Source organism: Candidatus Methanoperedens nitratireducens (assembly GCF_000685155.1).
Lineage (GTDB): Archaea > Halobacteriota > Methanosarcinia > Methanosarcinales > Methanoperedenaceae > Methanoperedens > Methanoperedens nitratireducens.
Window position 1 is genome coordinate 491,275 of record NZ_JMIY01000007.1, and the last position, 23,285, is coordinate 514,559.

General features: G+C 44.3%; 30 protein-coding genes and 2 pseudogenes. 17 read left to right on the forward strand and 15 right to left on the reverse strand.

Translation table 11 applies throughout. The features are described from left to right. Positions 1 to 2: 2 nt before the first annotated feature. Positions 3 to 980: a methanogenesis marker 2 protein gene (locus ANME2D_RS14440; RefSeq protein ID WP_048093079.1), complete on the reverse strand. Its 978-nt coding sequence runs from the start codon at positions 978 to 980 to the stop codon at positions 3 to 5. A gap of 104 nt (positions 981 to 1,084) precedes the next feature. Here ANME2D_RS14440 and ANME2D_RS14445 point away from each other — a divergent pair, with 104 nt between their 5' ends. Genes ANME2D_RS14445 through ANME2D_RS14455 form a run of 3 tightly spaced genes read left to right on the forward strand, consistent with a single transcriptional unit; the run spans position 1,085 to position 3,106 of the window. Then, positions 1,085 to 1,444, forward strand: a complete 360-nt coding sequence (locus ANME2D_RS14445; RefSeq protein WP_081810310.1) for a MarR family winged helix-turn-helix transcriptional regulator — start codon at positions 1,085 to 1,087, stop codon at positions 1,442 to 1,444. Then, positions 1,441 to 2,121: a M48 family metalloprotease gene (locus tag ANME2D_RS14450; RefSeq protein ID WP_048093082.1), complete on the forward strand. Its 681-nt coding sequence runs from the start codon at positions 1,441 to 1,443 to the stop codon at positions 2,119 to 2,121. Before ANME2D_RS14445 ends, ANME2D_RS14450 begins: the two co-directional genes overlap by 4 nt. Before the next feature lie 22 nt (positions 2,122 to 2,143). Then, complete coding sequence (locus tag ANME2D_RS14455; protein WP_048093084.1) at positions 2,144 to 3,106, forward strand: zinc metalloprotease HtpX; 963 nt, start codon at positions 2,144 to 2,146, stop codon at positions 3,104 to 3,106. A gap of 137 nt (positions 3,107 to 3,243) precedes the next feature. On the opposite strand, the gene ANME2D_RS14460 is transcribed toward ANME2D_RS14455, so the two are convergent. From ANME2D_RS14460 to ANME2D_RS17105, 5 genes are all read right to left on the reverse strand, one after another. After that, positions 3,244 to 3,519: a hypothetical protein gene (locus ANME2D_RS14460; protein WP_048093087.1), complete on the reverse strand. Its 276-nt coding sequence runs from the start codon at positions 3,517 to 3,519 to the stop codon at positions 3,244 to 3,246. Between the two features lie 257 nt (positions 3,520 to 3,776). Then, complete coding sequence (locus ANME2D_RS14465; RefSeq protein WP_048093090.1) at positions 3,777 to 4,169, reverse strand: MarR family transcriptional regulator; 393 nt, start codon at positions 4,167 to 4,169, stop codon at positions 3,777 to 3,779. Between the two features lie 240 nt (positions 4,170 to 4,409). Then, positions 4,410 to 6,032: a chaperonin GroEL gene (groL, locus tag ANME2D_RS14470; protein ID WP_048093092.1), complete on the reverse strand. Its 1,623-nt coding sequence runs from the start codon at positions 6,030 to 6,032 to the stop codon at positions 4,410 to 4,412. Position 6,033: 1 nt separating this feature from the next. Next, positions 6,034 to 6,306 (reverse strand): co-chaperone GroES, encoded by a 273-nt coding sequence (gene groES, locus ANME2D_RS14475; protein WP_048093094.1) that lies wholly within the window; start codon positions 6,304 to 6,306, stop codon positions 6,034 to 6,036. A gap of 168 nt (positions 6,307 to 6,474) precedes the next feature. Continuing rightward, the gene (locus ANME2D_RS17105; RefSeq protein WP_157834146.1) at positions 6,475 to 7,323 is read right to left on the reverse strand and encodes an ArsR/SmtB family transcription factor; all 849 of its coding nucleotides are present in this window, start codon (positions 7,321 to 7,323) and stop codon (positions 6,475 to 6,477) included. A gap of 235 nt (positions 7,324 to 7,558) precedes the next feature. On the opposite strand from ANME2D_RS17105, the gene ANME2D_RS14485 reads away from it, so the two are divergent. The 4 genes from ANME2D_RS14485 (at position 7,559) to hepT (ending at position 10,076) form a co-directional block, all read left to right on the forward strand. After that, positions 7,559 to 8,575, forward strand: a complete 1,017-nt coding sequence (locus ANME2D_RS14485; RefSeq protein WP_157834147.1) for an NAD(P)/FAD-dependent oxidoreductase — start codon at positions 7,559 to 7,561, stop codon at positions 8,573 to 8,575. A 93-nt stretch (positions 8,576 to 8,668) separates the two neighbouring features. After that, positions 8,669 to 9,097 (forward strand): Rieske 2Fe-2S domain-containing protein, encoded by a 429-nt coding sequence (locus tag ANME2D_RS18215; RefSeq protein ID WP_157834148.1) that lies wholly within the window; start codon positions 8,669 to 8,671, stop codon positions 9,095 to 9,097. Positions 9,098 to 9,240: 143 nt separating this feature from the next. After that, positions 9,241 to 9,636 (forward strand): nucleotidyltransferase domain-containing protein, encoded by a 396-nt coding sequence (locus ANME2D_RS14490; RefSeq protein WP_048093097.1) that lies wholly within the window; start codon positions 9,241 to 9,243, stop codon positions 9,634 to 9,636. Positions 9,637 to 9,668: 32 nt separating this feature from the next. Next, positions 9,669 to 10,076 carry a type VII toxin-antitoxin system HepT family RNase toxin gene (gene hepT, locus ANME2D_RS14495; protein WP_157834149.1) on the forward strand — a complete coding sequence of 136 codons (408 nt, stop codon included), beginning with the start codon at positions 9,669 to 9,671 and terminating at the stop codon, positions 10,074 to 10,076. Positions 10,077 to 10,078: 2 nt separating this feature from the next. On the opposite strand, the gene thrC is transcribed toward hepT, so the two are convergent. Then, complete coding sequence (thrC, locus tag ANME2D_RS14500; RefSeq protein ID WP_048093101.1) at positions 10,079 to 11,218, reverse strand: threonine synthase; 1,140 nt, start codon at positions 11,216 to 11,218, stop codon at positions 10,079 to 10,081. 91 nt (positions 11,219 to 11,309) lie between these two features. On the opposite strand from thrC, the gene ANME2D_RS14505 reads away from it, so the two are divergent. Then, positions 11,310 to 11,774, forward strand: a complete 465-nt coding sequence (locus ANME2D_RS14505) for a hypothetical protein (RefSeq protein ID WP_198527442.1) — start codon at positions 11,310 to 11,312, stop codon at positions 11,772 to 11,774. Positions 11,775 to 11,779: 5 nt separating this feature from the next. Continuing rightward, complete coding sequence (locus ANME2D_RS14510; RefSeq protein ID WP_048093103.1) at positions 11,780 to 12,103, forward strand: hypothetical protein; 324 nt, start codon at positions 11,780 to 11,782, stop codon at positions 12,101 to 12,103. Positions 12,104 to 12,162: 59 nt separating this feature from the next. On the opposite strand, the gene ANME2D_RS14515 is transcribed toward ANME2D_RS14510, so the two are convergent. Next, on the reverse strand, positions 12,163 to 13,347 hold the full coding sequence (locus tag ANME2D_RS14515; protein ID WP_048093108.1) for a radical SAM protein: 1,185 nt from the start codon (positions 13,345 to 13,347) through the stop codon (positions 12,163 to 12,165). A gap of 223 nt (positions 13,348 to 13,570) precedes the next feature. Between ANME2D_RS14515 and ANME2D_RS14520 the strand changes: the two genes are divergently transcribed. Genes ANME2D_RS14520 through ANME2D_RS14540 form a run of 7 tightly spaced genes read left to right on the forward strand, consistent with a single transcriptional unit; the run spans position 13,571 to position 18,156 of the window. Then, positions 13,571 to 14,911, forward strand: a complete 1,341-nt coding sequence (locus ANME2D_RS14520) for a zinc ribbon domain-containing protein (RefSeq protein WP_048093110.1) — start codon at positions 13,571 to 13,573, stop codon at positions 14,909 to 14,911. Continuing rightward, positions 14,898 to 15,071, forward strand: coding sequence for a hypothetical protein (locus ANME2D_RS18220; RefSeq protein ID WP_157834150.1), 174 nt, complete (start codon positions 14,898 to 14,900; stop codon positions 15,069 to 15,071). The genes ANME2D_RS14520 and ANME2D_RS18220 overlap by 14 nt, the downstream gene beginning before the upstream one ends. Before the next feature lie 2 nt (positions 15,072 to 15,073). After that, the gene (locus ANME2D_RS14525; protein WP_048093112.1) at positions 15,074 to 15,364 is read left to right on the forward strand and encodes a nucleotidyltransferase family protein; all 291 of its coding nucleotides are present in this window, start codon (positions 15,074 to 15,076) and stop codon (positions 15,362 to 15,364) included. Further along, positions 15,361 to 15,705, forward strand: a complete 345-nt coding sequence (locus ANME2D_RS14530) for a HepT-like ribonuclease domain-containing protein (protein ID WP_048093114.1) — start codon at positions 15,361 to 15,363, stop codon at positions 15,703 to 15,705. The genes ANME2D_RS14525 and ANME2D_RS14530 overlap by 4 nt, the downstream gene beginning before the upstream one ends. Continuing rightward, entirely contained in the window at positions 15,698 to 16,039 is a 342-nt protein-coding gene (locus tag ANME2D_RS17110) for a nucleotidyltransferase domain-containing protein (protein ID WP_052368952.1), read from the forward strand. Before ANME2D_RS14530 ends, ANME2D_RS17110 begins: the two co-directional genes overlap by 8 nt. Then, positions 16,036 to 16,173: a hypothetical protein gene (locus ANME2D_RS18225; RefSeq protein ID WP_157834151.1), complete on the forward strand. Its 138-nt coding sequence runs from the start codon at positions 16,036 to 16,038 to the stop codon at positions 16,171 to 16,173. The genes ANME2D_RS17110 and ANME2D_RS18225 overlap by 4 nt, the downstream gene beginning before the upstream one ends. Before the next feature lie 6 nt (positions 16,174 to 16,179). After that, positions 16,180 to 18,156, forward strand: a complete 1,977-nt coding sequence (locus ANME2D_RS14540; protein WP_048093116.1) for a phosphoadenosine phosphosulfate reductase domain-containing protein — start codon at positions 16,180 to 16,182, stop codon at positions 18,154 to 18,156. Here the strand turns inward: ANME2D_RS14540 and ANME2D_RS14545 are convergent. The 4 genes and pseudogenes from ANME2D_RS14545 to ANME2D_RS17540 form a co-directional block, all read right to left on the reverse strand. After that, positions 18,111 to 18,347, reverse strand: coding sequence for a MarR family transcriptional regulator (locus ANME2D_RS14545; RefSeq protein WP_048093119.1), 237 nt, complete (start codon positions 18,345 to 18,347; stop codon positions 18,111 to 18,113). The genes ANME2D_RS14540 and ANME2D_RS14545 overlap by 46 nt on opposite strands. A gap of 120 nt (positions 18,348 to 18,467) precedes the next feature. Next, a complete protein-coding gene (locus ANME2D_RS14550; RefSeq protein WP_048093121.1) occupies positions 18,468 to 19,061 on the reverse strand; it encodes an L-threonylcarbamoyladenylate synthase in 594 nt (197 codons plus the stop codon). A gap of 238 nt (positions 19,062 to 19,299) precedes the next feature. Beyond that, complete coding sequence (locus ANME2D_RS14555) at positions 19,300 to 19,536, reverse strand: 4Fe-4S binding protein (protein WP_048093123.1); 237 nt, start codon at positions 19,534 to 19,536, stop codon at positions 19,300 to 19,302. An 88-nt stretch (positions 19,537 to 19,624) separates the two neighbouring features. Next, positions 19,625 to 19,837, reverse strand: a pseudogene (locus ANME2D_RS17540) (helix-turn-helix domain-containing protein); the annotation flags it as partial. Positions 19,838 to 19,869: 32 nt separating this feature from the next. Between ANME2D_RS17540 and ANME2D_RS14565 the strand changes: the two are divergent. Next, positions 19,870 to 20,397, forward strand: a complete 528-nt coding sequence (locus tag ANME2D_RS14565) for a hypothetical protein (RefSeq protein WP_052368953.1) — start codon at positions 19,870 to 19,872, stop codon at positions 20,395 to 20,397. A gap of 48 nt (positions 20,398 to 20,445) precedes the next feature. Here ANME2D_RS14565 and ANME2D_RS14570 read toward each other — a convergent pair whose 3' ends face one another. From ANME2D_RS14570 to ANME2D_RS18505, 3 genes and pseudogenes are all read right to left on the reverse strand, one after another. Beyond that, positions 20,446 to 21,417, reverse strand: coding sequence for an ABC transporter permease (locus tag ANME2D_RS14570; RefSeq protein WP_048093129.1), 972 nt, complete (start codon positions 21,415 to 21,417; stop codon positions 20,446 to 20,448). Between the two features lie 17 nt (positions 21,418 to 21,434). After that, positions 21,435 to 22,400: pseudogene (locus ANME2D_RS18925) on the reverse strand (ABC transporter ATP-binding protein). A gap of 3 nt (positions 22,401 to 22,403) precedes the next feature. Further along, on the reverse strand, positions 22,404 to 23,285 hold an 882-nt coding region (locus ANME2D_RS18505; protein WP_048093131.1), incomplete at its 5' end, for a COG1470 family protein.

Here is a 23,285-nt window from a genome sequence, read left to right on the forward strand (position 1 = left end):
AGTTATTGATTAATCCCTGTCACAATATCAATATCGAAATCAAAAACCGCCGTACTCTCGCCATCGCAGCATATATCAAGCCTGGATGTATCTTCTATACTGCCAATACCTGCTGCCCTGTATCCTGCATTTTCAAAAAGACTGATCACTTCAGATTCATCCTCAGGCAGGGATGTTACTACAAAACCAATCGCAGGATGGATCTTTAACCACTGTATAAAATCAATGCCTGCTGGAGCCGGTATCTCTGTAAGATCAACGCGTGCCCCCACATGACTTGTCTCAATAAGCATCCCCAGCGTTCCGATCAGGCCAGGATTGCTGATATCCTTTCCAGATGTAACAAGACCGCGCTCTCCGAGTATCTGCATCACCCTGTACCTCCTGCGTACTTCCTCTGCTTCTTTCATGGTCGTGGAGTCAAAACTGTATGGCGAATTCGGCCCCACTCTTCCATCCATATCATAGGCTGCAATTATTGTGTCACCCACCCGCGCAGTACTGCTTCTGATCTCACATCCCTTCTTCACTGTACCGATAATAGCCACTGAAAGCGATGTATACGGTGTATCGGGATGCATATGACCTCCAACCATTGGAACGCCAAACTTGGCTATCCCGTCCCTGATACCTCCAAGAAGCTCTTTGCACGCCTCTTTATTAGCCGAAGAGAGCACATTCACCATGGCAACGGGTTTACCGCCCATGGCTGCTATGTCGTTGACATTAACAAGCACAGAGCTATATCCAGCCCACCACATGCTCGCATTGATGAGCCGGGCCCAGATGCCGTCTGCGGCAAACAGTATGTAATCATCTCCCCCTATATCAACAACCGCGGCATCATCACCAAAATCCACAACAGAATTTGAATACTCACATCGCACGCTCTCGAATACATTAATGATTTCAGCAATAGGCTTCTTACGGGTTACGCCCTCGAATTCCCTGATCTCTCTTGCTATTCTCTGTAAGTCCATGGTACACAGAACATGCGGGTTATTAATTATAGTTTTTGGAAAACATATGTTTAAATTTTTCACGTTCCCATAGATTTAATACCCTTTACGCCAATTGTAAACCCATGGTTAAGCTGGATCAAATAAATATCTCTAACACGGGTCTAACTAAGTTCTTCAGTCCTATAGAAGCCAAAATCCTGAGGACTTTATGGGCTGAAGGGGAGATGATGACATCAGAGCTGACCGAAAGGACAAATATTCCGCTAACAAGCATAGCAGGTACTCTTGATCGTCTGGTCAAGGCAGGGTACGCAACCAGACGGATCGACAACATAAACGGCAGAGTGCGCTATGTGTATGCTCCCGCTTTTTCTGAGGAGGAAGTTGCCAGTGAGATCACCAGGAAAATCCTGGACAGCCTTGTGGATACATTCGGTCCTCTTGCACTTGAGAATTTCTCAAAGTACAGTGATAAGAAATGAACATTCTCGGTGAAATAAGCTGCTTTGGTCTGTGCCTTGAATCATCCCATCTTGCTCCTTTTGTAGTGTCTCTTGTGGTTATTTCAATATCTTTACTGGCAGCAAGCCTCATGGTCAGGGGACCAAAACACAGGCTTTTGATATTTGTATCTGCCCAGATTACGGTACTTCTGGCTATCATTGCTACCTTCTATCTGATGAAGTGCGATGGAATGCTGACGACCTATCTTTACCTGATCTATGCAGCCATGTCCAGTATCCTGGTGTTCGGAGTACATCGGTTCTATGACAGGGTAATGATCAGGCGACTCAATGCAAAACCAGCAGGTAACATAGTGGAATGGGTACAGGGATTTGTGAGCCAGCTGACAGCTGCCACTGTGTACTACTACGATTCAGCAGCACCAAGGGCTTTTGCTGCAGGCAGGTCTATCTTTATATCAATCGGGCTTCTTGAGATATTGAATGATGATGAATTGAGAGCTGTACTGGCGCATGAGGCGTGGCATATCCGTAACAACTCAAGGATGCCGTATCTGAGACAGCTTGCTCTTATGACTTTTTCTTCGCATAAAAAATCTGAGCTTGAGTATATGGCAGATTGTTTTGCAGCAGAGATCGCAGGCAGTGAAGCGCTCTCTTCTGCCCATGATAAGTTGGATAAAGTATTTATTTAAGTATAAATAAAGGAGATAGAATATGTGGCTTAAATTGAGATTGTATCTAGTAATGGCAGCAATGTTTGCCATAGTCTATGGACTTGTAGTATTTGCAGCTAATCGTATCGGAATAAGTGATCTTTGGATCTTCTACGGTATTCTGGCATCTTTTATGATGTTCATCCAGTACATGCTGGGCCCAAAGATGGTAGAGTGGTCTATGGGCGTGAAATATGTTAACGAACAGGAGTATCCTGCTCTTCACAGGATGGTAGCTGAACTTGCCAGAGATGCAAGGATACCAAAACCGAAGATAGGCATTGCAAGAATACCGATACCCAATGCTTTCGCATTCGGGCGATGGGCAAAGGACGGACGTGTATGCGTCACTGAAGGGATAATGAACCTTCTTAATGAGAGGGAGCTCAGGGCAGTACTGGCTCATGAGGTATCGCACCTGAAGCACAGAGATGTGGCAGTTATAACGATGATAAGCGTTATCCCTATGATAGCCTGGTATCTGGCATGGAACTCGCTGTTCTCAGGCGGGAGAGACCGCGGAAACAATATACTCATCGGCATAGCGGCTTTTGCTGTATATTTCCTGACAAACCTTCTTGTGCTGTATGTGTCAAGGATCAGGGAATACTCTGCGGATGAGGGTGCGGTAAAGCTTGGGAACAGTCCGCACCAGCTTGCATCAGCACTGTATAAACTCGTCTACGGCAGCGCCAGAATACCAAAGGAGTCATTAAAGCAGGTCGAAGGTATGAAGGCATTTTTCGCCAGTGACCCGTCCCGCGCAAGCCGTGAGATAAGGGAGCTATCCCAGATTGACCTTGACGGGAGCGGCACCATCGATGCAACTGAACTGGCCGCGCTCAGGACAAGACCAATTAAAGTAAACACTGCGGATAAGCTCATGGAGATGCTGAGCACACATCCCAATATGCTAAAACGCATCCAGCGGTTATCCTCACTTCAAGGGGTATCCGCTTATTAATTTTTTAGAATATATTATTAGAATATTTTAATTTTGGGCACGCCAAACTCAGGGTTTGAAGCGTGTGGTAATTTTAGTTATGAGTTTAAAGAAATAGAATTGAATGCCAGGTCTTGGCATTCAATATTTTCAACACCTTATGGACACTGCGTTGCATCGACACCGTCAACTGTAGCTAAGAAGGAGCCTAAATCGCTGACATGATCGAACCCGAACAGTCTGGCGATGTTGCCCAGCCCAGCGCGGGGCTCTTCCTGGTTCGAAGCATGCTCACCGACGCCACCCTCTTTTGCCAGTTGCGACGTCACAACACCCCAGCACTGGGGATTTGCAGGTGCATCTGCCAGAGCCTGCTGAGCGCTGATAGCCGCAAATAATGCTACGAGGATAGAGATAAGCACTATCTTTCTCATACCGTTCTCACCTCCCGTTTGCTTAATTGATTCACTTCGTTATGTTTAAACTTTTCCCTGATACGATCGCCTCTCTAACCGTCGACGGTTACCACTAATGCCTCGCTACAATAGGTGAACTCAAGCAAAGTAAATTCAAGGAATGGTATGAGGTGGGGAATAAGTGAGGGGTGTTGCTGTAGTTATTTTAACCCCTCAGTCAAAAAGTCCATAACCCAACTCTAATGAGTTGAGACTATGGTAGTTCACAAATATTATTATGAGCTAATGGGTGCAATATTTCCCAACTCCTTTAATCGTTCGATCTTTAGCAGCGCTTCATCAACAGCTTTTTTCTTCTGTCTTTCAAGCTGGGCCACTATCTCACTGAAGCCGATTTTAAGTGAGTGTATCTTATATGGTCTTCCCTTACCTGGCTTTTTCTCTTCCCTCTCGTTTACCCAGTCATGTTCCTTTAACTCTCTCATAGCAATGCTAACTTCAGGCTGGCGCAATCCCGTGCCTCTCTCAAGTTCCGTAGATGTAGCCTCATCCACATGTTTAAGATAGCTCAGGATCCTGGCAATAGGTCTTCTCATTCCCAAATACATAAGCATATCTGCAATTTCTTCGTTCTTTTCGTTGAATTGTTTGATAGTGATAGTCTTCATGGTGACTCCCAAGCGATATTGTGCCTTGTTATTATTTTAATCTTTCGATAACAATCAAGGAGACAGGAAGACAGGAATGGAAGAAAGCGATTTCATCAATAATTCTTTTTTGATTTCGATAAAGGTAGCAACTGGCTGCAAAATATAGTGGATAAAGGCTCTCATAAAAACAGGTAAAAAATCCTGAATGCTCCAATTCATACAGCATTCAGGATCTTGTATAGCTACTACTTTTTGAAACTACATCATGTAGCTTTCAGGTCCTGGTACTGGCATTTCGCTCTTCTTCTCAGGGATATCTGCCACAAGGGCTTCTGTGGTAAGCATCAGACTGGCTATGCTGGCCGCATTCTGCAGCGCGCTTCGTACTACCTTTACAGGATCGATGATACCTGCCTCGATCATATCCCTGTAGGCATCTGTCTTTGCATCGTAGCCGATACTGGGATTTTTCTCTCCCTTCAGCCTCTCAACCACCACAGAACCTTCTTTGCCTGCATTGGTCGCGATCTGCTTCAGGGGCTCCTCTACGGCTCTCTTTATGATATCCACTCCTATCATCTGATCGCCATCCAGGGAAAGGCTGCCAAGTTCATCGGCTGCCCTGAGTAAAGCCACACCTCCTCCAGCCACCACGCCCTCTTCTATGGCAGCTTTGGTGGCATTCAGGGCATCATCTATGCGCATCTTTTTCTCCTTCAGTTCTGTCTCTGTGGCAGCACCCACGTTTATCACAGCAACGCCACCTGAGAGCTTGCCCATTCTCTTCTTGAGTTCATTCTTCTTATAATCCGATTCCTCAAGCTTGATGCGTCCATCAAGGATGGATATCCTCCTCTGGAGATCTTCTCCCTTACCCTGTCCTTCTATTATTATGGTCTTATCCTTGTTCACTCTGATCTTCTTGGCGCTGCCCAGATCTGATAATTTGGTGTTCTCAAGTTTCATGCCAAGATCCTCACTTATGACCTTACCGCCCGTAAGTGCAGCGATATCCTCAAGGATTTCCTTGCGCTCATCACCAAATCCAGGTGCTTTTACCGCACAAACCCTGAGTGTACCACGGATGATGTTAAGCACAATAGTGGCCAGAGCCTCGCCCTCCACATCTTCGGTTATGATTAGCAAGGGCTTATTTTCTCTCACTATAGCCTCCAGTACAGGGAGGAATTCTTTCATGGAGCTTATCTTCTTATCATACAGGAGGATCAGAGGGTTCTCAAGTACGGTCTCCATTCCCTCTTTATCTGTGGCCATGTACGGTGAGATATAGCCTTTATCAAGCTGCATCCCTTCCACAACCTCCAGTGATGTCTCCATGGATTTTGCCTCCTCAACTGTTATGACTCCATTAGCCCCTACTCTATCCATGGCATCTGAGATCAGGTTACCTATCACTTCATCATTGTTCGCCGAAATGGTGGCTACCTGTGTGATCTTCTCTTTGCTCCTGACCTCTTCACTCATGCCTTTTATAGCTTTTACCACTGTTTCTGTCGCCCTGTCGATGCCACGCTTGATCTCAATAGGATTGGCTCCCACTGTGATGTTCTTCATACCATTGTGAAGTATGGCCTGGGCCAGCAGTGTAGCTGTCGTTGTTCCGTCACCTGCCACATCCTGGGTCTTTGTTGCCACTTCTTTTACCAGTTTAGCTCCCATATCCTCATAAGCGTCATTCAGGTCGATCTCTTTGGCAATGGTAACACCGTCGTTGGTGATCAGGGGGCTTCCAAAACTCTTTGATAGAACCACGTTCCTGCCTTTTGGTCCCAGCGTGATCTTTACCGTATTTGCCAGTTGATCTACCCCTCTCATGAGAGCATGCCTTGCCTTATCATTAAATATCAGTTGTTTTGCCATATTATTCCTCAATCTTTGCAATTATGTCCTTTGAATCCAAGATAAGATATTTTTCCCCATCTACTTCCAGTTCTTCAGAGCTGTAACCTGTGTATAATATTACATCACCCTTACTTATGGGGAATTCTTTTTCTTCGATGGTACCCAGTTCTACTACAATTCCCTGTTTTCTCTTTTCCTTTGCAGTCTCGGGAATATATATACCACCTTTAGTCCTCTCTTTCTCTTTGACGGGTTTAATTAAAACTCTCTTACCTATTGGTTTTATGTTCATAAATAGCCTCCTTTACATATTAATTATTTAACAGTACGGGTTTTTCATTGTTTGCACTTCTATATATACTTTTCTTATCATAATTATAATAAAATTTTATTAAAAATCTGATTTATAGTCAGGCTATTAAATAATCACAACTCTAAAAAAGCTGCAAATATGGACTTATTAGCGGCTCTTTCTCTTCCTGTGGTAATCCATTATAATAAGCAGGGTAACTACAAACAGACATCCAATAAAGAACATAATGCCAGGATGAGTTACAATCGTATCAGCTATCCTCGTAAGAATATCAGGCGTAACTCTTTCTGCCGCATCGTATGCAGTTGCTGGCGTTACCGTAGTGTCGTTCAGGATATCTGTCGTTGGTGGCGCATAAACGATTGGTTCGGGTATCTCAGATGGAGTTATAGATTCTGTTATATCTGCAGGCACAGGAGTAACCGTGGGCATAGCATCGATTGTATCGTAACTTCCTGCATCTTTTATGGTCTCGCTCAGAATCCCTTCAGGCATGGATGTAGCGTTTGCCGATAGATCGGATGCTGGATATTGCACTCTCAATGTGCCGTCTGTATTTTGCGCAAATTTTGCATTCCTGTCCTTTCTCATGAAGAACTCGATCATACCTGAAGCAGACGCACCTGCAAATATTACACCAAGATACTTTCTTAGCATATCAACTACGGATCTTCTATCAGCCTTCTCCGGCACAACGACAATGAGCTTTCTCACAGGCGCATAGATTTTGACTTCCCGACCCTTCTCGCTGTATTTAATCTTATCTATCCTTATAAGTCCAACGTCCTCCAGGTTCTCAAGATTATAAACAATCGTTGATATTGGAGCATGTAAGTGCTCTGCGATATCCGAGGCAGAGAGCGGTACATCAGCCAGAAGCTCGATTATTTGTCGTGCAGTATCATTTGATATAACCTGTGTTATCCTCTTGGACTCCTCACCAAGGGGCAGTATGAGGAGTTTCTCATCACCCGTGCTGGCATCGTTCTCTGGCATTGTTATCATTGATTAGCATGGATACTAAAAGAGATTGCTATAACTGCGAATCAATTCGTAGTATTGGTGGCAATTTTTTATGAAGCCAACAGAGTCGCAGAGGCACGGAGAGCTTTTTTGGATATATTTCTCTGTGTCAACAACACCATAACTCTTTTATAGGCAAAATATTAAAGGTAATTATGTTAGGACATATTATCCAGCAGAGTATATGGGGTTAAAGAGGGTGATTAGAATGGTAGAAAAGAAAAATAAACCAAAAAGCCAGTATGGACTGGCTGGTAGAGCGAAATCGTTCTGGATAGCAAGTACTCCCGAAACTGACTTTCCCTCATTGCCGGAGAATATCTCCGTTGATGTTGCAGTTCTGGGAGGAGGGATAGCAGGTATAACCTCGGCATTATTCTTGAAAGATGCAGGCCTGACGGTTGCCGTTGTTGAGGCTGGCAGGATCTTAGAAGGGGTTACAGGACATACAACTGCCCATATCTCTTCGGCCCATAATATTATTTACCGCTACCTTATCGACCATTTTGGTAAAGAGGGTGCAAAGCAGTATGCTGATGCCAATCAGATGGCCATAGAGAGGATCGCACGGCTGGTGGGGGATAACAGCATTGCCTGTGATTTTAGAAGAACATCAGAATACATTTACGCAGAGAACAGAGACGACCTGGATAAACTTAAAACCGAGTTCGAAGCTGCTGAAAGTCTTGGCCTTCCTGTATCCTTCCTGGATGCAGCGCCTCTTCCGTTTAAGACATATGGTGCTATTCATTACCAGAACCAGGCGCAGTTCCACCCGCGTAAGTACCTCCTGGCCCTGGCAAAGTTGATCCCGGGCGATGGCAGCTTCATATTTGAGAATACACGTGCTCTTGATGTTGGGGCAGGTGAACCGCATAGAATTGAAACCGATAAGGGCTACTTAACAGCAAAGAATGTTATCGTTGCTACTCACTATCCCATTCTTAACGAGGGACTGCTCTTTATGCGTATGGCGCCCTACCGCTCGTATGTCCTGGGCATACGGGTTGCTGATGAGATCCCGGAAGAGATGTTTGACAGCAGTGAGTACCCGTCTCATTACATACGCACCCAGCCCACTCCTTATGGTCCCCTGATCATTGTTGGAGGAGAGGATCACGCCACAGGCCATGTGACCGATACGGCTGAACATTATAAGAGGCTTGAGCGATTTGCCCGCGATCATTTCCAGGTCAAATCGATCGATTACCGCTGGTCTACCTAGGATAATTATTCGTTTGACAGGGTTCCTTTTATTGGAAGATTTATCCCGGGCAGCAGGCACTTCTATGTAGCCACTGCCTTTAAGGGCTGGGGTATGACACACGGTACGATCGCCGGTATGCTCTTATCTGATCTGATCCTTGGCAGACCCAACCCTTATTATGAACTGTATGATCCGGGCCGCCTGAAACTCATGACCACAGGAGCGAAACTGATCACACAGAATATACATATCGCTGAAACCCTCATAAGAGGCAGGCTCTCAAGACCTGAGAAACTTACTCCTCTTGATGTGGGTGAGGCCAAAGTCGCAGAGATCGATGACAGGGAAGCTGCTGTGTACAAAGACGATAGAGGGGAGATACATGCACTTTCTCCTGTCTGCACTCATATGGGGTGTATCGTTAGCTGGAACAACGCAGAGAGATCCTGGGACTGTCCCTGTCACGGTTCGCGTTTTAATTTCGATGGGAAAATCCTCCACTGTCCGACTGTAAAGAAACTTGAGAAAAGGCAGATTTAAAATATCCTTCAATCTTTCTCGGTAATAGCTGCGCTGGGCTTCGCCCAGACCCGGGGAGGCGCCGCTTGCAAGCGGAGTTTAGCTTTAGCGTACGATGTGAATCTGGCTATCTTTAAATATAAACATAACATAAAAAGCCTTAAATGAAAGACGAAATAGAAGAGATTGTTTCAAGGCTAAAGCAGTTTAGTTTTATTCACTCGATTGTTCTGTTTGGTTCCAAGGCTAAGGGGACTGGAAGAGCGGAAAGCGATGTGGATATATGCATCGTACCAAAGCCGGAGGCTGATGTGAGCTTAAAGGAGAGAATTGCTCTTAATAATATAGTGCCTGAGAGCATAGATATCTCATTACTCAGCGAATTGCCAGTATATATACGCAAAAGAGTTTTTCTTGAAGGGAAGGTGCTTTACACGGAAGATCCCTATTACGTATTGACCCTTGCGAAGGAAAATGATCTCGAATACGTCAGGTACCAGAGGATGAAAAGGGATTATCATACAGGCGTTATGAAGCGTGTCAGGTTAAAGCTGAGATGATTGACTTGGACAACGAAAGATTGATTGAAAAAATGGATGAACTGGAAAATTACCTGAGAGAGCTTGAGGAATACCTTCCTGAAGATGAAGATGATTATTTAAAAAGCGGGATGAGGAAAAGGGCATGCGAAAGGGCATTCCAGTTGGCATGCGAGAATTTGTTAGATATCTGCAACTTAATAATATCGGAGGAAGGGTTTGGAATTCCTGCCGACAGTAAAGATACGGTAAAAAAGCTTGCCGAACACGGTGTAATATCAAAATACCTGGGATCAAGACTTGAGGAGCTTGTCGGCTTTCGAAATCTGCTGGTTCATCTATATGGAAAAGTGGATGATTCCAGAGCATATAATTATTTACATGCAGATTCAAAAGATTTTTACGAGTTCCTTGAAGCCGTTGAGAATTATATTACTTCTAAAAGCAAATCAAAAAAATAAAATCACATCAGCCCGTACATATCCTTCAATCCGTGTCCTGTTGCAAGGCAAACAACTGTGCCTGATAACTCCTTTTTCATAATGCCAGCGTATGCCACAGCCCCGCTTGGCTCAACAAAAATTCCGTTCCTTGCAAGCTTATCCCGTGCATCAAGCGCCTCTTTATCAGAGACTCGCAGGGCTTCACCGCCTGAATCCCGGATCGCCTTAAGTGCTGCAAGACCATATGTGGGATCACCGCATGCTATGGCAGTTGCTACTGTATCAGGGTTGCGGACAGGTATAATCTCATTAAGGTCGTTCTCCCATGCATGAACCACAGGAGCGCAGTTCTCAACCTGCACACCTGTTATACCGGGTATTTTATCTGTTATCCCCACAAGCACAAGCTCGCGGAAGGCCTCAGAAATACTCCATATAAGCGTGCCGTTGCCCACAGGCACTACAATATGATCCGGGACACGCCAGTATAACTGATCCGCTATCTCAAATCCCACGGTTTTAGTACCCTCGCTGCGCCATGTATAATCACCTGTTAAAAATGATTCAGTATGGGATGCAACATATTCCTCAGCCTGTTTGATTGCAGCAGAGTAATCTCCTTCTACATCTATTATCCCGGCACCGTAAGCCTTTATCTGCGTTATCTTTTCTTTACCCACTATATCCGGGATGTATACCCTGCACTCAAGCCCTGCATAAGCCGCATACGCAGCCACGCTTGCTCCCATGTTACCGGTAGAGGCAAGAGCGACCTTGCATTTTCCAGACTCAAGCGCTTTGGTTATCTCAAGGGATGAACCCCTGTCTTTAAAAGAACCTGTGGGATTTGCTGCTTCATACTTTATAAGCAATCGCTCGCCCTTACCAAGCCTCTTGTTCTCAAGCAGGGGAGTATTCCCCTCTCCCATTGTTATAATCCTGGAGAGATCTTTTACAGGCATAAACGCCCAGTATTTCCAGTGTGCGGGCTTTGCGCGCATAAAATCATCCCGCAGAATAACCCTCTGTATAGATTTGTAATCATATTCAGCATCAAGAGCAGAGCCGCACTCACATCTCGGAATTGGCAGACGTTCTATCTCATTGGGCTTATGTTTTCTCCCGCAGCGAAAACACCTGTAACTGGTGACATATACCATAGAGATTAATTCACATGCCTCTGTTAAATATTATTCGGAGCACAAGGCTTATTATTTTAAAAAACCCAACTAAATATGGGGAGTTAAATTCGTGTTGATCACAGAGGGAATATTAATATCTCACGTCCTGTTCGGCGTACTGGGAATACTTGGAGGCGTCTGGGTATTCGCAGAGGTCTTAAATGTAAGTGAGAGCAATATAAAAAGAATAAAATATGCAAGTATAGCAGTTGCCCTGTTTATATGGTTATCCTACCTGCTCGGAGGATACTGGTATGTGGAATATTATGGAGCTGATAGGGATATAATACTGGCAGGTCCCTGGCCATGGGCACACTCGTTCTTTATGGAGGTAAAGGAGCATGTATTCTTCTCATTGCTCTTTCTCAGTACATTCCTGCCGGTTGCAGTGTACAACAGCAACCTTCACGCTGATAGAAGTGCCAGGAATCTGGTGCTGACAGTTGCAGGACTGATCATGCTCCTTGGACTTACCATGGAAGGATTCGGGGCTGTGATATCCATGGGAGTAAGGATGGGACTTTTGCCCGGGTGATATAAATGGTAAGCAGATCGATCGGAAAATATACTAAAGGATTCACTCTGTCGCTTATAGTAGTGAGCCTGTTCAATGCTCTGCTTGTTATTGCAAAAGAGTTAGATGAAGCATTGAAGGAGTGGATGGGAGCTGCAACAGGCCACCACTGGACAACCCATGGAGTTGCGGTCATAATCCTGTTCATTGTACTAGGGCTTGTATTCTCTACCAGGGATACGGGAAAGAGACTGACTGCCCTGACAGCGCTGGTATCAATCCTGGTGGTGACCATAATCAGCGGATTGATAATCGCAGGCTTTTATTTTCTGGAGATATGGTTTGAGTAATTGGTGAAATCCTTATTTGAAGTAGAGCTTATTAATGCCTATTCGCTTCGTATCTATTGCTAAGGCACTATATTCCCTTTCATTGTCTGAGCGATCACTGTTTTTAATCCTGTACTGTTTAAAATCTCCTTTACTTCTTTCATCTCCTGAATGTCAGGAGCAGCCATTTCCCTTCTAAACGCCCGCCTGTAATCAAGCACACAGACCTGCACATCTTTGCTTATATCTGCTATTCTCAGCCCCATATCGTAGATTTCTTCTTTTGAGATAAGTGCCTTATTGTAAGGGATACCAATGCCTGTAAAAACCTCTGGATGGTTCTCGATCATATATCTTGCAGAAAACCATTCATTCTCAAGATATGTTTTTGCAGTTTTTCCATCAGTGCCTGTTATTTTCTCAAAGGTATCCAGATGCAGTGACTTTATATCTATACCGATATCAGTCATGCCTGCTAAGACAAGCTCCTCAAGGTAATCCTTTGTAAATATCGAGGCATTGGTATCTACATGAATTCTTGCCTTCTTATCTTTATTCAGCTCTTTAAGATGCCTTATTGCACCTGTAAGCCACTGCCTGTTAAGGGTACATTCTCCGCCTGAGAATGCCATTCTATTCACCTTATACATCGAACGCACACTTGTGAGCACCTCAGCAGCAGTTTCTGGAGAAATTGCCATTCCTCCTGTGAATGCCATCACATTATTCTGGCATTGAGGACAGCGAAAATTACAGCCATGAGTGAAGCATGCTACTTCTATGTATGATGAATAGCTTTTCAAATAATAGGGCGTTCCCACGCCTCCAACCATATGCGGTACAAAACCTGTCACAACCCTTAAAGGCTTACTTGCAGGGCTCAGTTTCATCCCATCTTTTATTTCGGTGATACAGGAAGGAACAACTTCTCCATCAGCAGAAACCGCACAGCAGTAGCAGCCGCCCGCATTGCAGGGTGAATATAAGCCATCTGGCAGCTCTGAGAATCTTATTCCAGCATATTCCAGAGCCTTTTTTATTGTTATTCTTTCAGGCGCCTCAAGAACTCTGTTGTTGAACTCGAATTTTATAGTATTTCTCTGCCTTTTATCCTCAACCATTTCTATGGCTTCTCCTGAGCATGCAAGCATACAGGCTCCGCAGCCTATGCAGTTCTCTGAAAAAAGCCCGGCAGGACATGCTACGTGGTTTATGCATACACCACAGAAGCAGCATTTTTCTGGATTCTTCTTAGCAATATACATGTGCTCTGTATAGATTGCGAAGGCAACTTATATCCTTCACCCTTCTTGAGAGGTTGGAATTAGTGGATGGGCTCCAGTCAGCCAAAAAGATTTTAGGATACATTCAGGGCTAATCCCCTCCTTTGAAAAGGAGGGATACAGCCCGTACAAAAACCATAATAAGAATAATTTCACATCGCTTACATGAGGTTATTATATTATAAAACACATAAGGAAAAAGGCTATGCGGATTCAGAAAACCATTAAAGTTCCAGTTCATTATGATACAACAAACACTAAACTAGGCATACTGGACCGACTCACCGCAAGAATTACCTACTGCATCATGCTGATTTCAGAACTCATCACAGAAGAAACCGAGATAGACCGCCACACAATAAGAAAACTGGTAAAAGACAACAACATAGCTTTGAGAACAGGTCTATCAGCCGGTTTCATAGACCAGTGTGTAGATAAAGTCATATGGGCATGGAGATCATACAAAAAGCATCATAAGAAGTGGGAAGCAAAAGTAAAGAGGGCAGAAGAAAGGGTAGCCTCTTCAAGAGACGAAAAAGAAAGGGCAAAGAGGGAGAAATTCCTTGAAAAACTGTTCAAGAGAGAGCCTTCAAAACCTTCCTTCAATGAAAAGACCCCATGCAGATTCGATTACAGGACAGGAAACGTAGAAATGGGTAAAGGCAAATTCTCACCGCTCTGGATACATATCTCTACACTTGAAAAAAGAAAAACAATAGACATACCCTTAAATCCGTCTCAGTATCACCTGAACCAACTTAAGAATGCAGAGATAAACGATTTCGAGATAATCAAACACGGTAAGAAATATTATATTCATATCTCTATCACGAAAATGGTAGAGGATAAACCAATAAGTTCCATCGGAGGAATAGACCAGGGTTTAAACAGAACCGTAGCAGTCGTACTGTTAAGAGGGCCTTTTCCTCGTGAAGAGCATTTATTGGATGCAGCAAAAAGAGACCTTCTTGACAAATACGATGCTATAATAGCATCGTTACAGGAAGCCGAGAAATGGGATAAGCTAAGAGAACTTCGGAACAAGAGAGCCAACGTATCAACATACTACGACTGGTGCCTTGCCAATCAGGTAGCCGAATTCACAGAAGGTTCTATGATCGCAATAGGCGATACGAATTTCAGACAGACGCAGTTCAGAGGCAACGGTATGCCTTCCCTGAGAAAACGAATAGGCAAGTGGTCATACAGCAGACAGAGAGAGTTCATAGCACTGAAAAGAGCGGAGAACGGTTATCCCACGCTAATGACGGATGAATACAATACATCAAGGCGGTGCCATATCTGCGGCTCTATGCTGACAACAAGGAAATGGGTGTATGGCTACTCATATATCCTCTGTCATAGCTGCAAAGCCAAGATTGATGCTGATTTCAATGCTGCATACAATATATCACATAAGATCGATGCTACTGCAATCTGGATGTATAACAGTAGTATAGAACGATACAATGCTCTTCAATGCCGAGATGACTGGCTGAAAGTGCAGATGAACATGGAAGGAGAAAAACCCCATGCGAGTGCATAAGATGGATGCCCGCCAATTTATTGGTGGGAGAAGGTCACAAAAAGAGAGTCTGAAAACCATCGAAAAGGTTTACGGCGCCCTGAGCAGCGATAAAGAGATTCAGGCGCGGATCGAGAAGATAAAAACGCATGAGTGGGTTAAGATAATAGAAGGAGTATAGAAATGAACGACCAGATAACTGAGATAAAAAACAAAATCATGCCCATACTTAAAAAATATGGTATAAAAAGGTCAGGAATTTTTGGCTCTATTGTGAGAGGCGAGGCAAGAGAAGATAGCGATGTGGATATTCTGGTAGAGATTGAAAGAGATGATATAAGTCTCCTTGATTTCGTGGGAATTAAATTAGAACTTGAGGAAGCCCTCGGCAGGAAGGTTGATTTGGTTGAATACTCCACAATTAAGCCACTTATCAGGGAACAAATATTGAGCGAGGAGGTGGCTATCCTATGAAAAGGGATGTAAAGCTCTATCTTCAGGATATCTGGGAAAGCATACTTGCAATAGAGGAATACACAGGTACGCTTACAGAGGAAGAATTTTATAAGAATCGTCAGGTCCAGGATGCGGTTTTGAGAAGATTGGAGATTATTGGTGAGGCTGTCAAAAATATAGATAAACATTTCAGAAATAGATATCCAGATATAGCCTGGAAAAAGATTGCAGGCATGAGGGATGTTTTAATTCACGCATATTTTGGGATAAATATGAAAAGGGTTTGGGGTGTGGTAAAAAAAGATATTCCTGAACTGAAGCAAGAGATTCTTTTTATTATGGAGAACAAAGATGTCTGATAAAGAAATGGACAGCAAACAAGAGATTTCGGATAAATTAAAACGCATATTATCTGATCTGAACATTAAATACTCCAAAATTCTATTATTCGGCAGCAGAGCAAGAGGAGACTTTAGAGAGGAAAGCGACTGGGATCTCCTGATAGTCCTGAAGAAACCTTTGGATGCAAAAACAAAAAAGGAACTGTGGTTTGAAATTTACAAAAAGCTGCACGAGTTTTATCCTTTTATTTCATTTGATATAATTTTAAAAGATGCTGAATCGTTTGAAGAGGAAAAAACCATTGCAAATACCATCTCCAACGAAGTCTATTTAGAAGGGATTGAGGCATGAAAGAGGATATAGTCTTGCGAGGGATTGGAAAAGCGGATAATGACCTCAAGGCAGTTAAGTATCTGCTGGCAATGGAGGATGCGCCGTTGGATGTACTCTCATTTACGAGAGTTGGTTATGAAAAGATTAAATGAGCAGGGATGGAAGACATATCTAGAAGAAGCACCAGCCAGGGACAAAAATCAGTAACTTCAAACAGTTCATGGAAAGTGAACAAAGACTATATTTTCTGGTGCAGAAAGTGCAATATCCCGCTGCTGGATGGGCAGTGCGGCATATGCCATGAAAAATGCCCATCAATCGAGCTCACTCAGCCCGGAGACATAAGGTTCTCATCCCGGCACGAACAAAATATAATCAACGACCTGATGTCAGGTTCATTTGGCGCCAATCCACTTGCCGGAAAGCCTGTTCTTTTGAATAAAATTCCGGGTGAAGATAAGACCGATGAGATAATAGTGGACGGCATTCGCTTCGGGATATTGAGATTCGATATGAAAGAGCTTGTCTTCAGGCTGGATCTGATGATCGAAGGAGCCCTGGCACTCATTGGTTCTGGCATCCATAAAAAGCTCATCAGGATCTCCTCGCACGGGCGCCACCTGAGCGGGAAAGCAATAGATGGGAGTGAGATACTTGAGTGCTCGGATGATATCAAGAGCGGCGATACTGTCCTTCTGACCGGTAAAAACCTGGCTGGATTTGGTATATCATACAGGGACAGCAGCGAGTTGAAAAACCCGGGAAAATCATTAAGGATAAAGAAGATCGATTCAAAAAAGATAGCTTTTCTATCCAAAAATCCCTCGCTGGATGATATTGTCCGCGCTAATGCGCCATACATGAAGAATCTTGTCAGGGATGCTGTCAATACAATCCGCGGCATAGCCAACCAGAGAGAATTCAGGGATTCGCCTGTGTACGTTTCTTTCAGCGGAGGAAAAGACAGTCTTACCACACTTGACCTTACAAGAAGTGCTTTAAGAGGGCAGATCAAGGTGTTCTTTGCGAACACAGGTATTGAGTTTCCAGAAACTGTTGAGTTTGTAAGAAGGTTCTGCAGGGAGAATAATATCGATTTAACAGAAGTTGAGGCAAAAGAAGCCTTCTTTGAGAACCTCCCGAGCTTCGGCCCTCCTGCAAAGGATTTTAGATGGTGCTGCAAGATCTGCAAGCTTGCGCCGATAAATACTGTGATAGAAGAGTGCACACGTGGAGGGCGCAAATGTATCACGATCGATGGAAAGAGGAAATATGAGTCCTTCATCCGTTCGCGGATAGCCCCAAAAGAAGAGAACCCTTTCATTCCAGGGCAGGTGAGCGTTTTCCCGATACGCAACTGGCGAGCCATTGAGGTATGGCTTTACCTCTACTACCGGGGACTTGAATATAATCCGCTGTATGATCTTGGTTTTGAGCGCGTCGGCTGCTGGCTGTGCCCTGCAGAACTCTCAGCAGAGTATTATAGATTCAAGGAATTACACCCCGAACTTTTTAAGCGCTGGAATGATTATCTCCTGGAGTGGGCGGGAGAACACGGACTGAGCGATGCGTTCATAGAACATGGTTTCTGGCGCTGGAAGACCCTGCCTCCCAAGATGAAGCGCCTGGCTGAGGAACTGAATATAGATACGACCTTAAAAAGTAAGAAGGAGGAGTTCGGGATCTCTGTTACCGGCGGGGTTTCACCGTGCAAAACAGGTGGATACACCATAGAAGGCAGGCTAACAGGGCTTATGCCCTATGAGGTGCTAAATATCGCAGGTATCCTGGGTGAGAGCATATTCTCCGAGGATCTGGGATTGCTTCTGATAAGAAGAGATAACTCCAGTATCAAGGTATTCTCATCAGGGCATATATCTGTGAATGCTAGGAGTAAGGAGGATGCCCTGTCACTATTTGAAAATACAGCAAAGCAGTCGATCAGGGTAAAAAAGTGTACAAAATGCGGCGTGTGTCTTAAGGTTTGTCCTGTCGGCGCTGTCAGTATCGAGCCGCAACTTAGAATTAAGAAGGATTGCATTCGATGCGGGAAATGTATCAAATCCTGTGTCGTGGTAAAGTATTCTGATTACACATCGCCCTCCTTTGATACTGCGCCATTTTTTATTCCGTAGAGGCTCTGGCGTGCATCCTTGAAATAAAAATACTCTTCAAGCATATTTTTTTTCCTCAGACGATCCAGTGCATATCTAACAGTCCTTGGGGGCAGGTAGCTTTCCCTTGTGATATCTTTTTGAGTCAACAATCTTCCTTTTTCAAGTATTTTAAAAACGAGCTTCGCAGATGGAGGAAGATTCTCTATCATGGTATCTGTTTTCACTGTTGATATGTTATCATTTTTATTGTCGCTTTTAGCGATAACAAAGACAATTCCTCATTTGGTAGTCACCAGGCAGGTTAACGGTGTTAACTATTATAAACGTTTCTATATCTCCCTGAGGGCAGCCAGTACTTCATCATATTTTGCACCTGTACGCAGGATTCTCCAGTTAACAAGATCAACAACAGTCGATGGCTCACCTGTACAATCCCCTCCATCAAGGATATAATCTGCATCTATTTTTATCTCAGCTACTCTCTTTGGCGGAGCCTCTCCTGAGATATTTGCACTGGTTGAGGTAATAGGAACACCAGCAAGTTCAATGAGTTTGATTGCGATTTTATGCTCAGGATAGCGTATGCCGATCAGGTCAGTACCAGGTGTCAGAACATCAGGAACTATTTCCTTCTTCTTAAGTAGAACAGTTACAGGTCCGGGTAAAAATCGCCCGATAAAACGTCTCTCCCTGTCGCCTGTATACACCAGCTTCTCCATCATCCTAAAATCAGATACAGCAACCGAGATTGGTTTATCTTCAGTCCTCTTTTTAATTGCAAAGATTTTTTTTAGAGCATCCTCTGAAAAAATATTTGCCCCGATACCGTACACTGTCTCCGTGGGATAGATGACAATTCCCCCCCTCCTTATGATATCAGCAGCTTTTTTGATATCCTTGCCTATGGTATCTACTTTAAGCATGGATGTGGTTCAGCTAATATAAACACCGAACTGGTACGAACTCGATACGAACTCGGGCTAATGAGTTCGTTTAAGTTCGTTTTGAGTTCGTTGTTAATCGTCTTTTTCATTGTTATCTATGAATCACAGTTCATAGCCGACTCTGTGGTTAATTATCTTATCTTGGCTTATTTTAATAAAATATAACAAAATTTTTTAATATTACTTATATTAAATTTTTCAGATAACTATACTATAATTACACTGCAACCATCGCCAGTGAACCTGCCGGACAATTCTTAGAGCATATTCCGCATGCTATGCAGGTGTTATAATCTATTACTGCAGCGCCGTTGATTACATTAATAGCAAGTTTTGCAGTATCTATATCAAAATCTTCTGCCTTTGATTGCTTCGTATTTGTGGGGCAGACGCTAACACATACTCCACACCCGCTGCAATTATCTGACTGTACCAGTTTTCTATCCTTTGCCATGACAGATGATACTGTCTGGTATGATATTAATATTTTGGTTGAGACTCTACACTTTAATAGCTAGTGGCTCACCACACTAATTATGATATATACCCAATTCCACCAGCTTATCAGCCAGAAGTTGCATTGTCCAGGTCTTTCTTCCTTCTAGTGGGTTGCTGCAAGCCAGAGCAATAAGGAAAGCTTCCTGTTTTCCTTTCAGTTTTCGTTCTCCACCTGGACGGGGAAGCTTGTTCAGGGCGTATTCCAATTCCCCTTCTACGAATTTTTTGCGAATTCGTCCCACAGTGGAAAAACCAATATGGAGAGCTTCTTCGATAGCTTCATCGGTTGATGATCGATAGCGAGGAAATAGTCGCGCTCACAAAGTCAAAAATTGAGGGTGTGATAATCCTGGGCTTTAACATGCAGGATCCAGGAGTAAAAGCAAGGATTGCGCTTCTTGAAGACGGCGGAGGATTTACAGAGAAAGGGCTTATTGCGGTCGCGAAAGAATGCGGGTTTGATAAGAGTCTCTACGACCCCGGGGTTCAGCCATTCGGTCAGGGGGCAGGCTCCTCGTTTCGTTTACTCTCGGTGGTGAAAGCAAGATATGGTCTGTCTACAGGTGTGGGCGCTCATAATATTCCAAGTTCATGGGCATGGCTTCGTAAGAATGCAGAGAAAGAAGAGCGAAGGATAGCGGATATCTCAGCGAATACCATAGGCATAACTGCCGGCGCTAATTCCATGTTCATAGGACCGATCGAGAACGCAAAATACGCCGCACCTGCGGTTGCGATGACAGATATACTGATGGCAGACTCGATAAAGGACTTCGGGATAGCACATGCGCAGGTGCATCCATATCAACTGTGCTGAGATGATATAATATGGTAATTTAACAGCATCTATCTTACGGTTTTGCCACTATAATGTTATATCCTGCCTCATGAACGCCATATAAGATACTAATAACAGGATTACAGGAGTCACGATCAACACAACCAGGTTAACCCAGTTCTGCTCTACCCAGTGTCCAAGAGTAAAACCTGTATCAAAGAGACCGCGCATCTCAGATGGCCTCTCACCTGCCCCTCCGGCAGATGTAACAACATATCCTCCAGATATCTGAGGTCCGTTTATAAGCTCAGTAAAATGTGTAGAAGGGGATAAGGACATAATATTCCGTGCAATTTTATTTCTTTTTTCCATTTTTTCCATGGAAGATGGATCATCAGAAGATACCTCAAACATCCTCTGCTGCCCTGTAATGATCCCTGCTGCCGTATAAGCTACCATACCCAGCAGCAGACCCAGCACTAGCCATACCGCTATGCTGTAAATAAGTGAATCCGATGACTCCTTAGTAAACGTGGATGCTGCTACGGAGAGCGCCAGATAGCCCAACATGAACAAAAATGCCAGCATCATAAACACTGCTATCCTGCTGATAAGTTCCACTGACACCGTTATTCCCGATACGCCAAGCATCACACCCACAGATGCCCCAACCGCAATAACCACAACAAGACCAAGCGTGACCATCATACCGATAAGCTTGCCTGTAATCACCTGGTCCCTGTACACAGGATGAGTCAGAAGCACATTAAGTGAACCTGATTTTCTTTCCTTAACTATGGCATCGAATCCAAGTACAATTGCTATCAAAGGACCAAGCAGGCTCATTTGAGAAGCGAAACCCATAAAACCCATCGTAAGAGGAGAGAGCCCTGCAAAGAATCTTCCGCTCATACCTGATATATTCTGTCCTGCCTGATACCCATTTACCAGAAGTGCAATCATAAATATCCCGAGAATCAAATAGAATCTCGGACTCCAGATGCTATCGGCAAACTCTTTCTGCGCTACCACGAAAACATTTTCAACATTTCTTTTCATAATTTTGCTCGCCAGCCTTATGCCGCCTCTATCAGCTTCAGGAACACCCTCTGTAAATCCATCCTTTCTTCTTCGAACATGGATATGGTTCCGCCCATGGATTTCACTGTCATGGCTATTTCCATTCTGGCGCCCAAATCTGTAAGCAGTGAGATATGACCATTCAATGGCTCGACAGATCGCACACCTTTCAGTCCTTTCAATCCCTCCATAACCCTCTGCACCGGCAAATCCTGTACTTCAAGTGCGTATCTTACTCCCTCTTTTTCCCTCACCTTATCCCTGAGTTCCTCCACCGTACCCACAGCAAGCAGCTTACCACGAGCAATCACGCCTATTCTGTCGCATATCTCCTCAACCTCAGCCATACGGTGGCTGCTTAAAAATACTGTCACGCCTTTTTCCTTGCTGAGCTTCTTGATCAAATCCCGCATCATCTGCGCGCCAAGAGGGTCTATGCCGCTCGTTGGCTCATCCAGGAAAAGAACACCTGGCTCGTTTATCAGTGCTTGGGCAAGACCGAATCGCTTCCTCATGCCAGTAGAGAACCCGCCCGTTCTCTAGTCTACGGCACGCTCAAGACCCACAAGTTCAAGCAGGTCAACAATCCGCTTCTCCCTTGTCTTTTCATCGATGTCGTAGAGCTTGGCATAGAATCTCAGATTCTGCCTTGCAGTAAGATTATCATAGAAGCCAGCAGGTTCAGGCAAAACGCCCGTGGCTTCCCTTATCTTGATAACCTCCCTCACGATATCAAAGCCCGCAACTTTCCCTGAGCCGCCACTTGGTTCAAGCAAGCCTATCAGCATCTTCATTGTTGTGGTCTTGCCTGCGCCGTTAGGTCCCACAAAGCCAAAGACCTCGCCCTTTTTAACGCAAAGGTTAAGCGAATCCACTGCAGTGATCTCATTTTTCTTACCAAAACGCTTGGTAAGATCTATTGTTTCTATAATGTCTTCATTTTTTTCTTTTTCTGCATCCATATTTTATCTTCTCCCGAATTTGCGTATTATGAACACCAGTGCAGCAACCGCCAGCACCACCATTCCGATCCCTGCCACTCCGCTTGATCCTGATTTTTCAACATTGACTTTGATGCTCTTTTCCTCGCCCTGAACATCGCCGCTCCTGGCACGCATGAATATCTCTTTTATCCCTGAGCCTGCATCTGCTCTTGCTGTGATCTCAACAGGAATGCTCCTTGATTCTCCCGCCTCCAGTTTTTCTATCGTTCCGAAACTTCTTATTTGAGTGCTGATGCCGCTTACGTCCTGTATCTCAAGCTGCACATTGCTTAAAGCCTCATTCCCACCGTTTCTCAGGGTTACCCTGATCTCTGTTGAACTGCCTGGATTGAGCGTTACCTCGCTGTAGCTCGGATAAAGGCTGAGTATCTGGCTCCTCTCAAGACCTTTGTTAACAGTGATCTCAAGTCTCTGGGATACGCTTTTCTCTTCGCTAACAGCACCCACGAGTATGGGGTATATGCCGTCGCTGGCATTCAGGGCAGGCTTGACTTTTACATTGAACTTCTGCTCGCCTCTGGCTGGCAGATCAAGCGTGGTCAGCCTGACTTTATCATCCGTATCTGAGAGGAATTCCACATTCCAGCCTTCTGGTTTGCTGAGCGGTTTTAAGTTGAGCTTTATATGCTGGTCGTACCTGTTTTTCAGGGATACGATAAATTCCGCAACATTTTCAGGTCGAACCTCAAGACCCGGTATAGCTGAGCTCATCTCAAGATATGCACTTAACGCCTGGGTATCCATGTCTGGATTGATGCTGATGCTCAGAGGCAAAGAGATAATCTGGCTTCCGCTTTCCATGGATGCTCCGATAAGGATTTCGTAGTCCCCATCTGCTGCATT

What these genes read in the sequence shown, in the direction of transcription:
- ANME2D_RS14440 (WP_048093079.1), bottom strand. Translation starts at nt 980, where the DNA reads ATGGACTTACAGAGAATAGCAAGAGAGATCAGGGAATTCGAGGGCGTA.
- ANME2D_RS14445 (WP_081810310.1), top strand. Translation starts at nt 1,085, where the DNA reads ATGGTTAAGCTGGATCAAATAAATATCTCTAACACGGGTCTAACTAAG.
- ANME2D_RS14450 (WP_048093082.1), top strand. Translation starts at nt 1,441, where the DNA reads ATGAACATTCTCGGTGAAATAAGCTGCTTTGGTCTGTGCCTTGAATCA.
- ANME2D_RS14455 (WP_048093084.1), top strand. Translation starts at nt 2,144, where the DNA reads ATGTGGCTTAAATTGAGATTGTATCTAGTAATGGCAGCAATGTTTGCC.
- ANME2D_RS14460 (WP_048093087.1), bottom strand. Translation starts at nt 3,519, where the DNA reads ATGAGAAAGATAGTGCTTATCTCTATCCTCGTAGCATTATTTGCGGCT.
- ANME2D_RS14465 (WP_048093090.1), bottom strand. Translation starts at nt 4,169, where the DNA reads ATGAAGACTATCACTATCAAACAATTCAACGAAAAGAACGAAGAAATT.
- groL (WP_048093092.1), bottom strand. Translation starts at nt 6,032, where the DNA reads ATGGCAAAACAACTGATATTTAATGATAAGGCAAGGCATGCTCTCATG.
- groES (WP_048093094.1), bottom strand. Translation starts at nt 6,306, where the DNA reads ATGAACATAAAACCAATAGGTAAGAGAGTTTTAATTAAACCCGTCAAA.
- ANME2D_RS17105 (WP_157834146.1), bottom strand. Translation starts at nt 7,323, where the DNA reads ATGCCAGAGAACGATGCCAGCACGGGTGATGAGAAACTCCTCATACTG.
- ANME2D_RS14485 (WP_157834147.1), top strand. Translation starts at nt 7,559, where the DNA reads ATGGTAGAAAAGAAAAATAAACCAAAAAGCCAGTATGGACTGGCTGGT.
- ANME2D_RS18215 (WP_157834148.1), top strand. Translation starts at nt 8,669, where the DNA reads ATGACACACGGTACGATCGCCGGTATGCTCTTATCTGATCTGATCCTT.
- ANME2D_RS14490 (WP_048093097.1), top strand. Translation starts at nt 9,241, where the DNA reads ATGAAAGACGAAATAGAAGAGATTGTTTCAAGGCTAAAGCAGTTTAGT.
- hepT (WP_157834149.1), top strand. Translation starts at nt 9,669, where the DNA reads ATGGATGAACTGGAAAATTACCTGAGAGAGCTTGAGGAATACCTTCCT.
- thrC (WP_048093101.1), bottom strand. Translation starts at nt 11,218, where the DNA reads ATGGTATATGTCACCAGTTACAGGTGTTTTCGCTGCGGGAGAAAACAT.
- ANME2D_RS14510 (WP_048093103.1), top strand. Translation starts at nt 11,780, where the DNA reads ATGGTAAGCAGATCGATCGGAAAATATACTAAAGGATTCACTCTGTCG.
- ANME2D_RS14515 (WP_048093108.1), bottom strand. Translation starts at nt 13,347, where the DNA reads ATGTATATTGCTAAGAAGAATCCAGAAAAATGCTGCTTCTGTGGTGTA.
- ANME2D_RS14520 (WP_048093110.1), top strand. Translation starts at nt 13,571, where the DNA reads ATGCGGATTCAGAAAACCATTAAAGTTCCAGTTCATTATGATACAACA.
- ANME2D_RS18220 (WP_157834150.1), top strand. Translation starts at nt 14,898, where the DNA reads ATGCGAGTGCATAAGATGGATGCCCGCCAATTTATTGGTGGGAGAAGG.
- ANME2D_RS14525 (WP_048093112.1), top strand. Translation starts at nt 15,074, where the DNA reads ATGAACGACCAGATAACTGAGATAAAAAACAAAATCATGCCCATACTT.
- ANME2D_RS14530 (WP_048093114.1), top strand. Translation starts at nt 15,361, where the DNA reads ATGAAAAGGGATGTAAAGCTCTATCTTCAGGATATCTGGGAAAGCATA.
- ANME2D_RS17110 (WP_052368952.1), top strand. Translation starts at nt 15,698, where the DNA reads ATGTCTGATAAAGAAATGGACAGCAAACAAGAGATTTCGGATAAATTA.
- ANME2D_RS18225 (WP_157834151.1), top strand. Translation starts at nt 16,036, where the DNA reads ATGAAAGAGGATATAGTCTTGCGAGGGATTGGAAAAGCGGATAATGAC.
- ANME2D_RS14540 (WP_048093116.1), top strand. Translation starts at nt 16,180, where the DNA reads ATGGAAGACATATCTAGAAGAAGCACCAGCCAGGGACAAAAATCAGTA.
- ANME2D_RS14545 (WP_048093119.1), bottom strand. Translation starts at nt 18,347, where the DNA reads ATGATAGAGAATCTTCCTCCATCTGCGAAGCTCGTTTTTAAAATACTT.
- ANME2D_RS14550 (WP_048093121.1), bottom strand. Translation starts at nt 19,061, where the DNA reads ATGCTTAAAGTAGATACCATAGGCAAGGATATCAAAAAAGCTGCTGAT.
- ANME2D_RS14555 (WP_048093123.1), bottom strand. Translation starts at nt 19,536, where the DNA reads ATGGCAAAGGATAGAAAACTGGTACAGTCAGATAATTGCAGCGGGTGT.
- ANME2D_RS14565 (WP_052368953.1), top strand. Translation starts at nt 19,870, where the DNA reads ATGATCGATAGCGAGGAAATAGTCGCGCTCACAAAGTCAAAAATTGAG.
- ANME2D_RS14570 (WP_048093129.1), bottom strand. Translation starts at nt 21,417, where the DNA reads ATGAAAAGAAATGTTGAAAATGTTTTCGTGGTAGCGCAGAAAGAGTTT.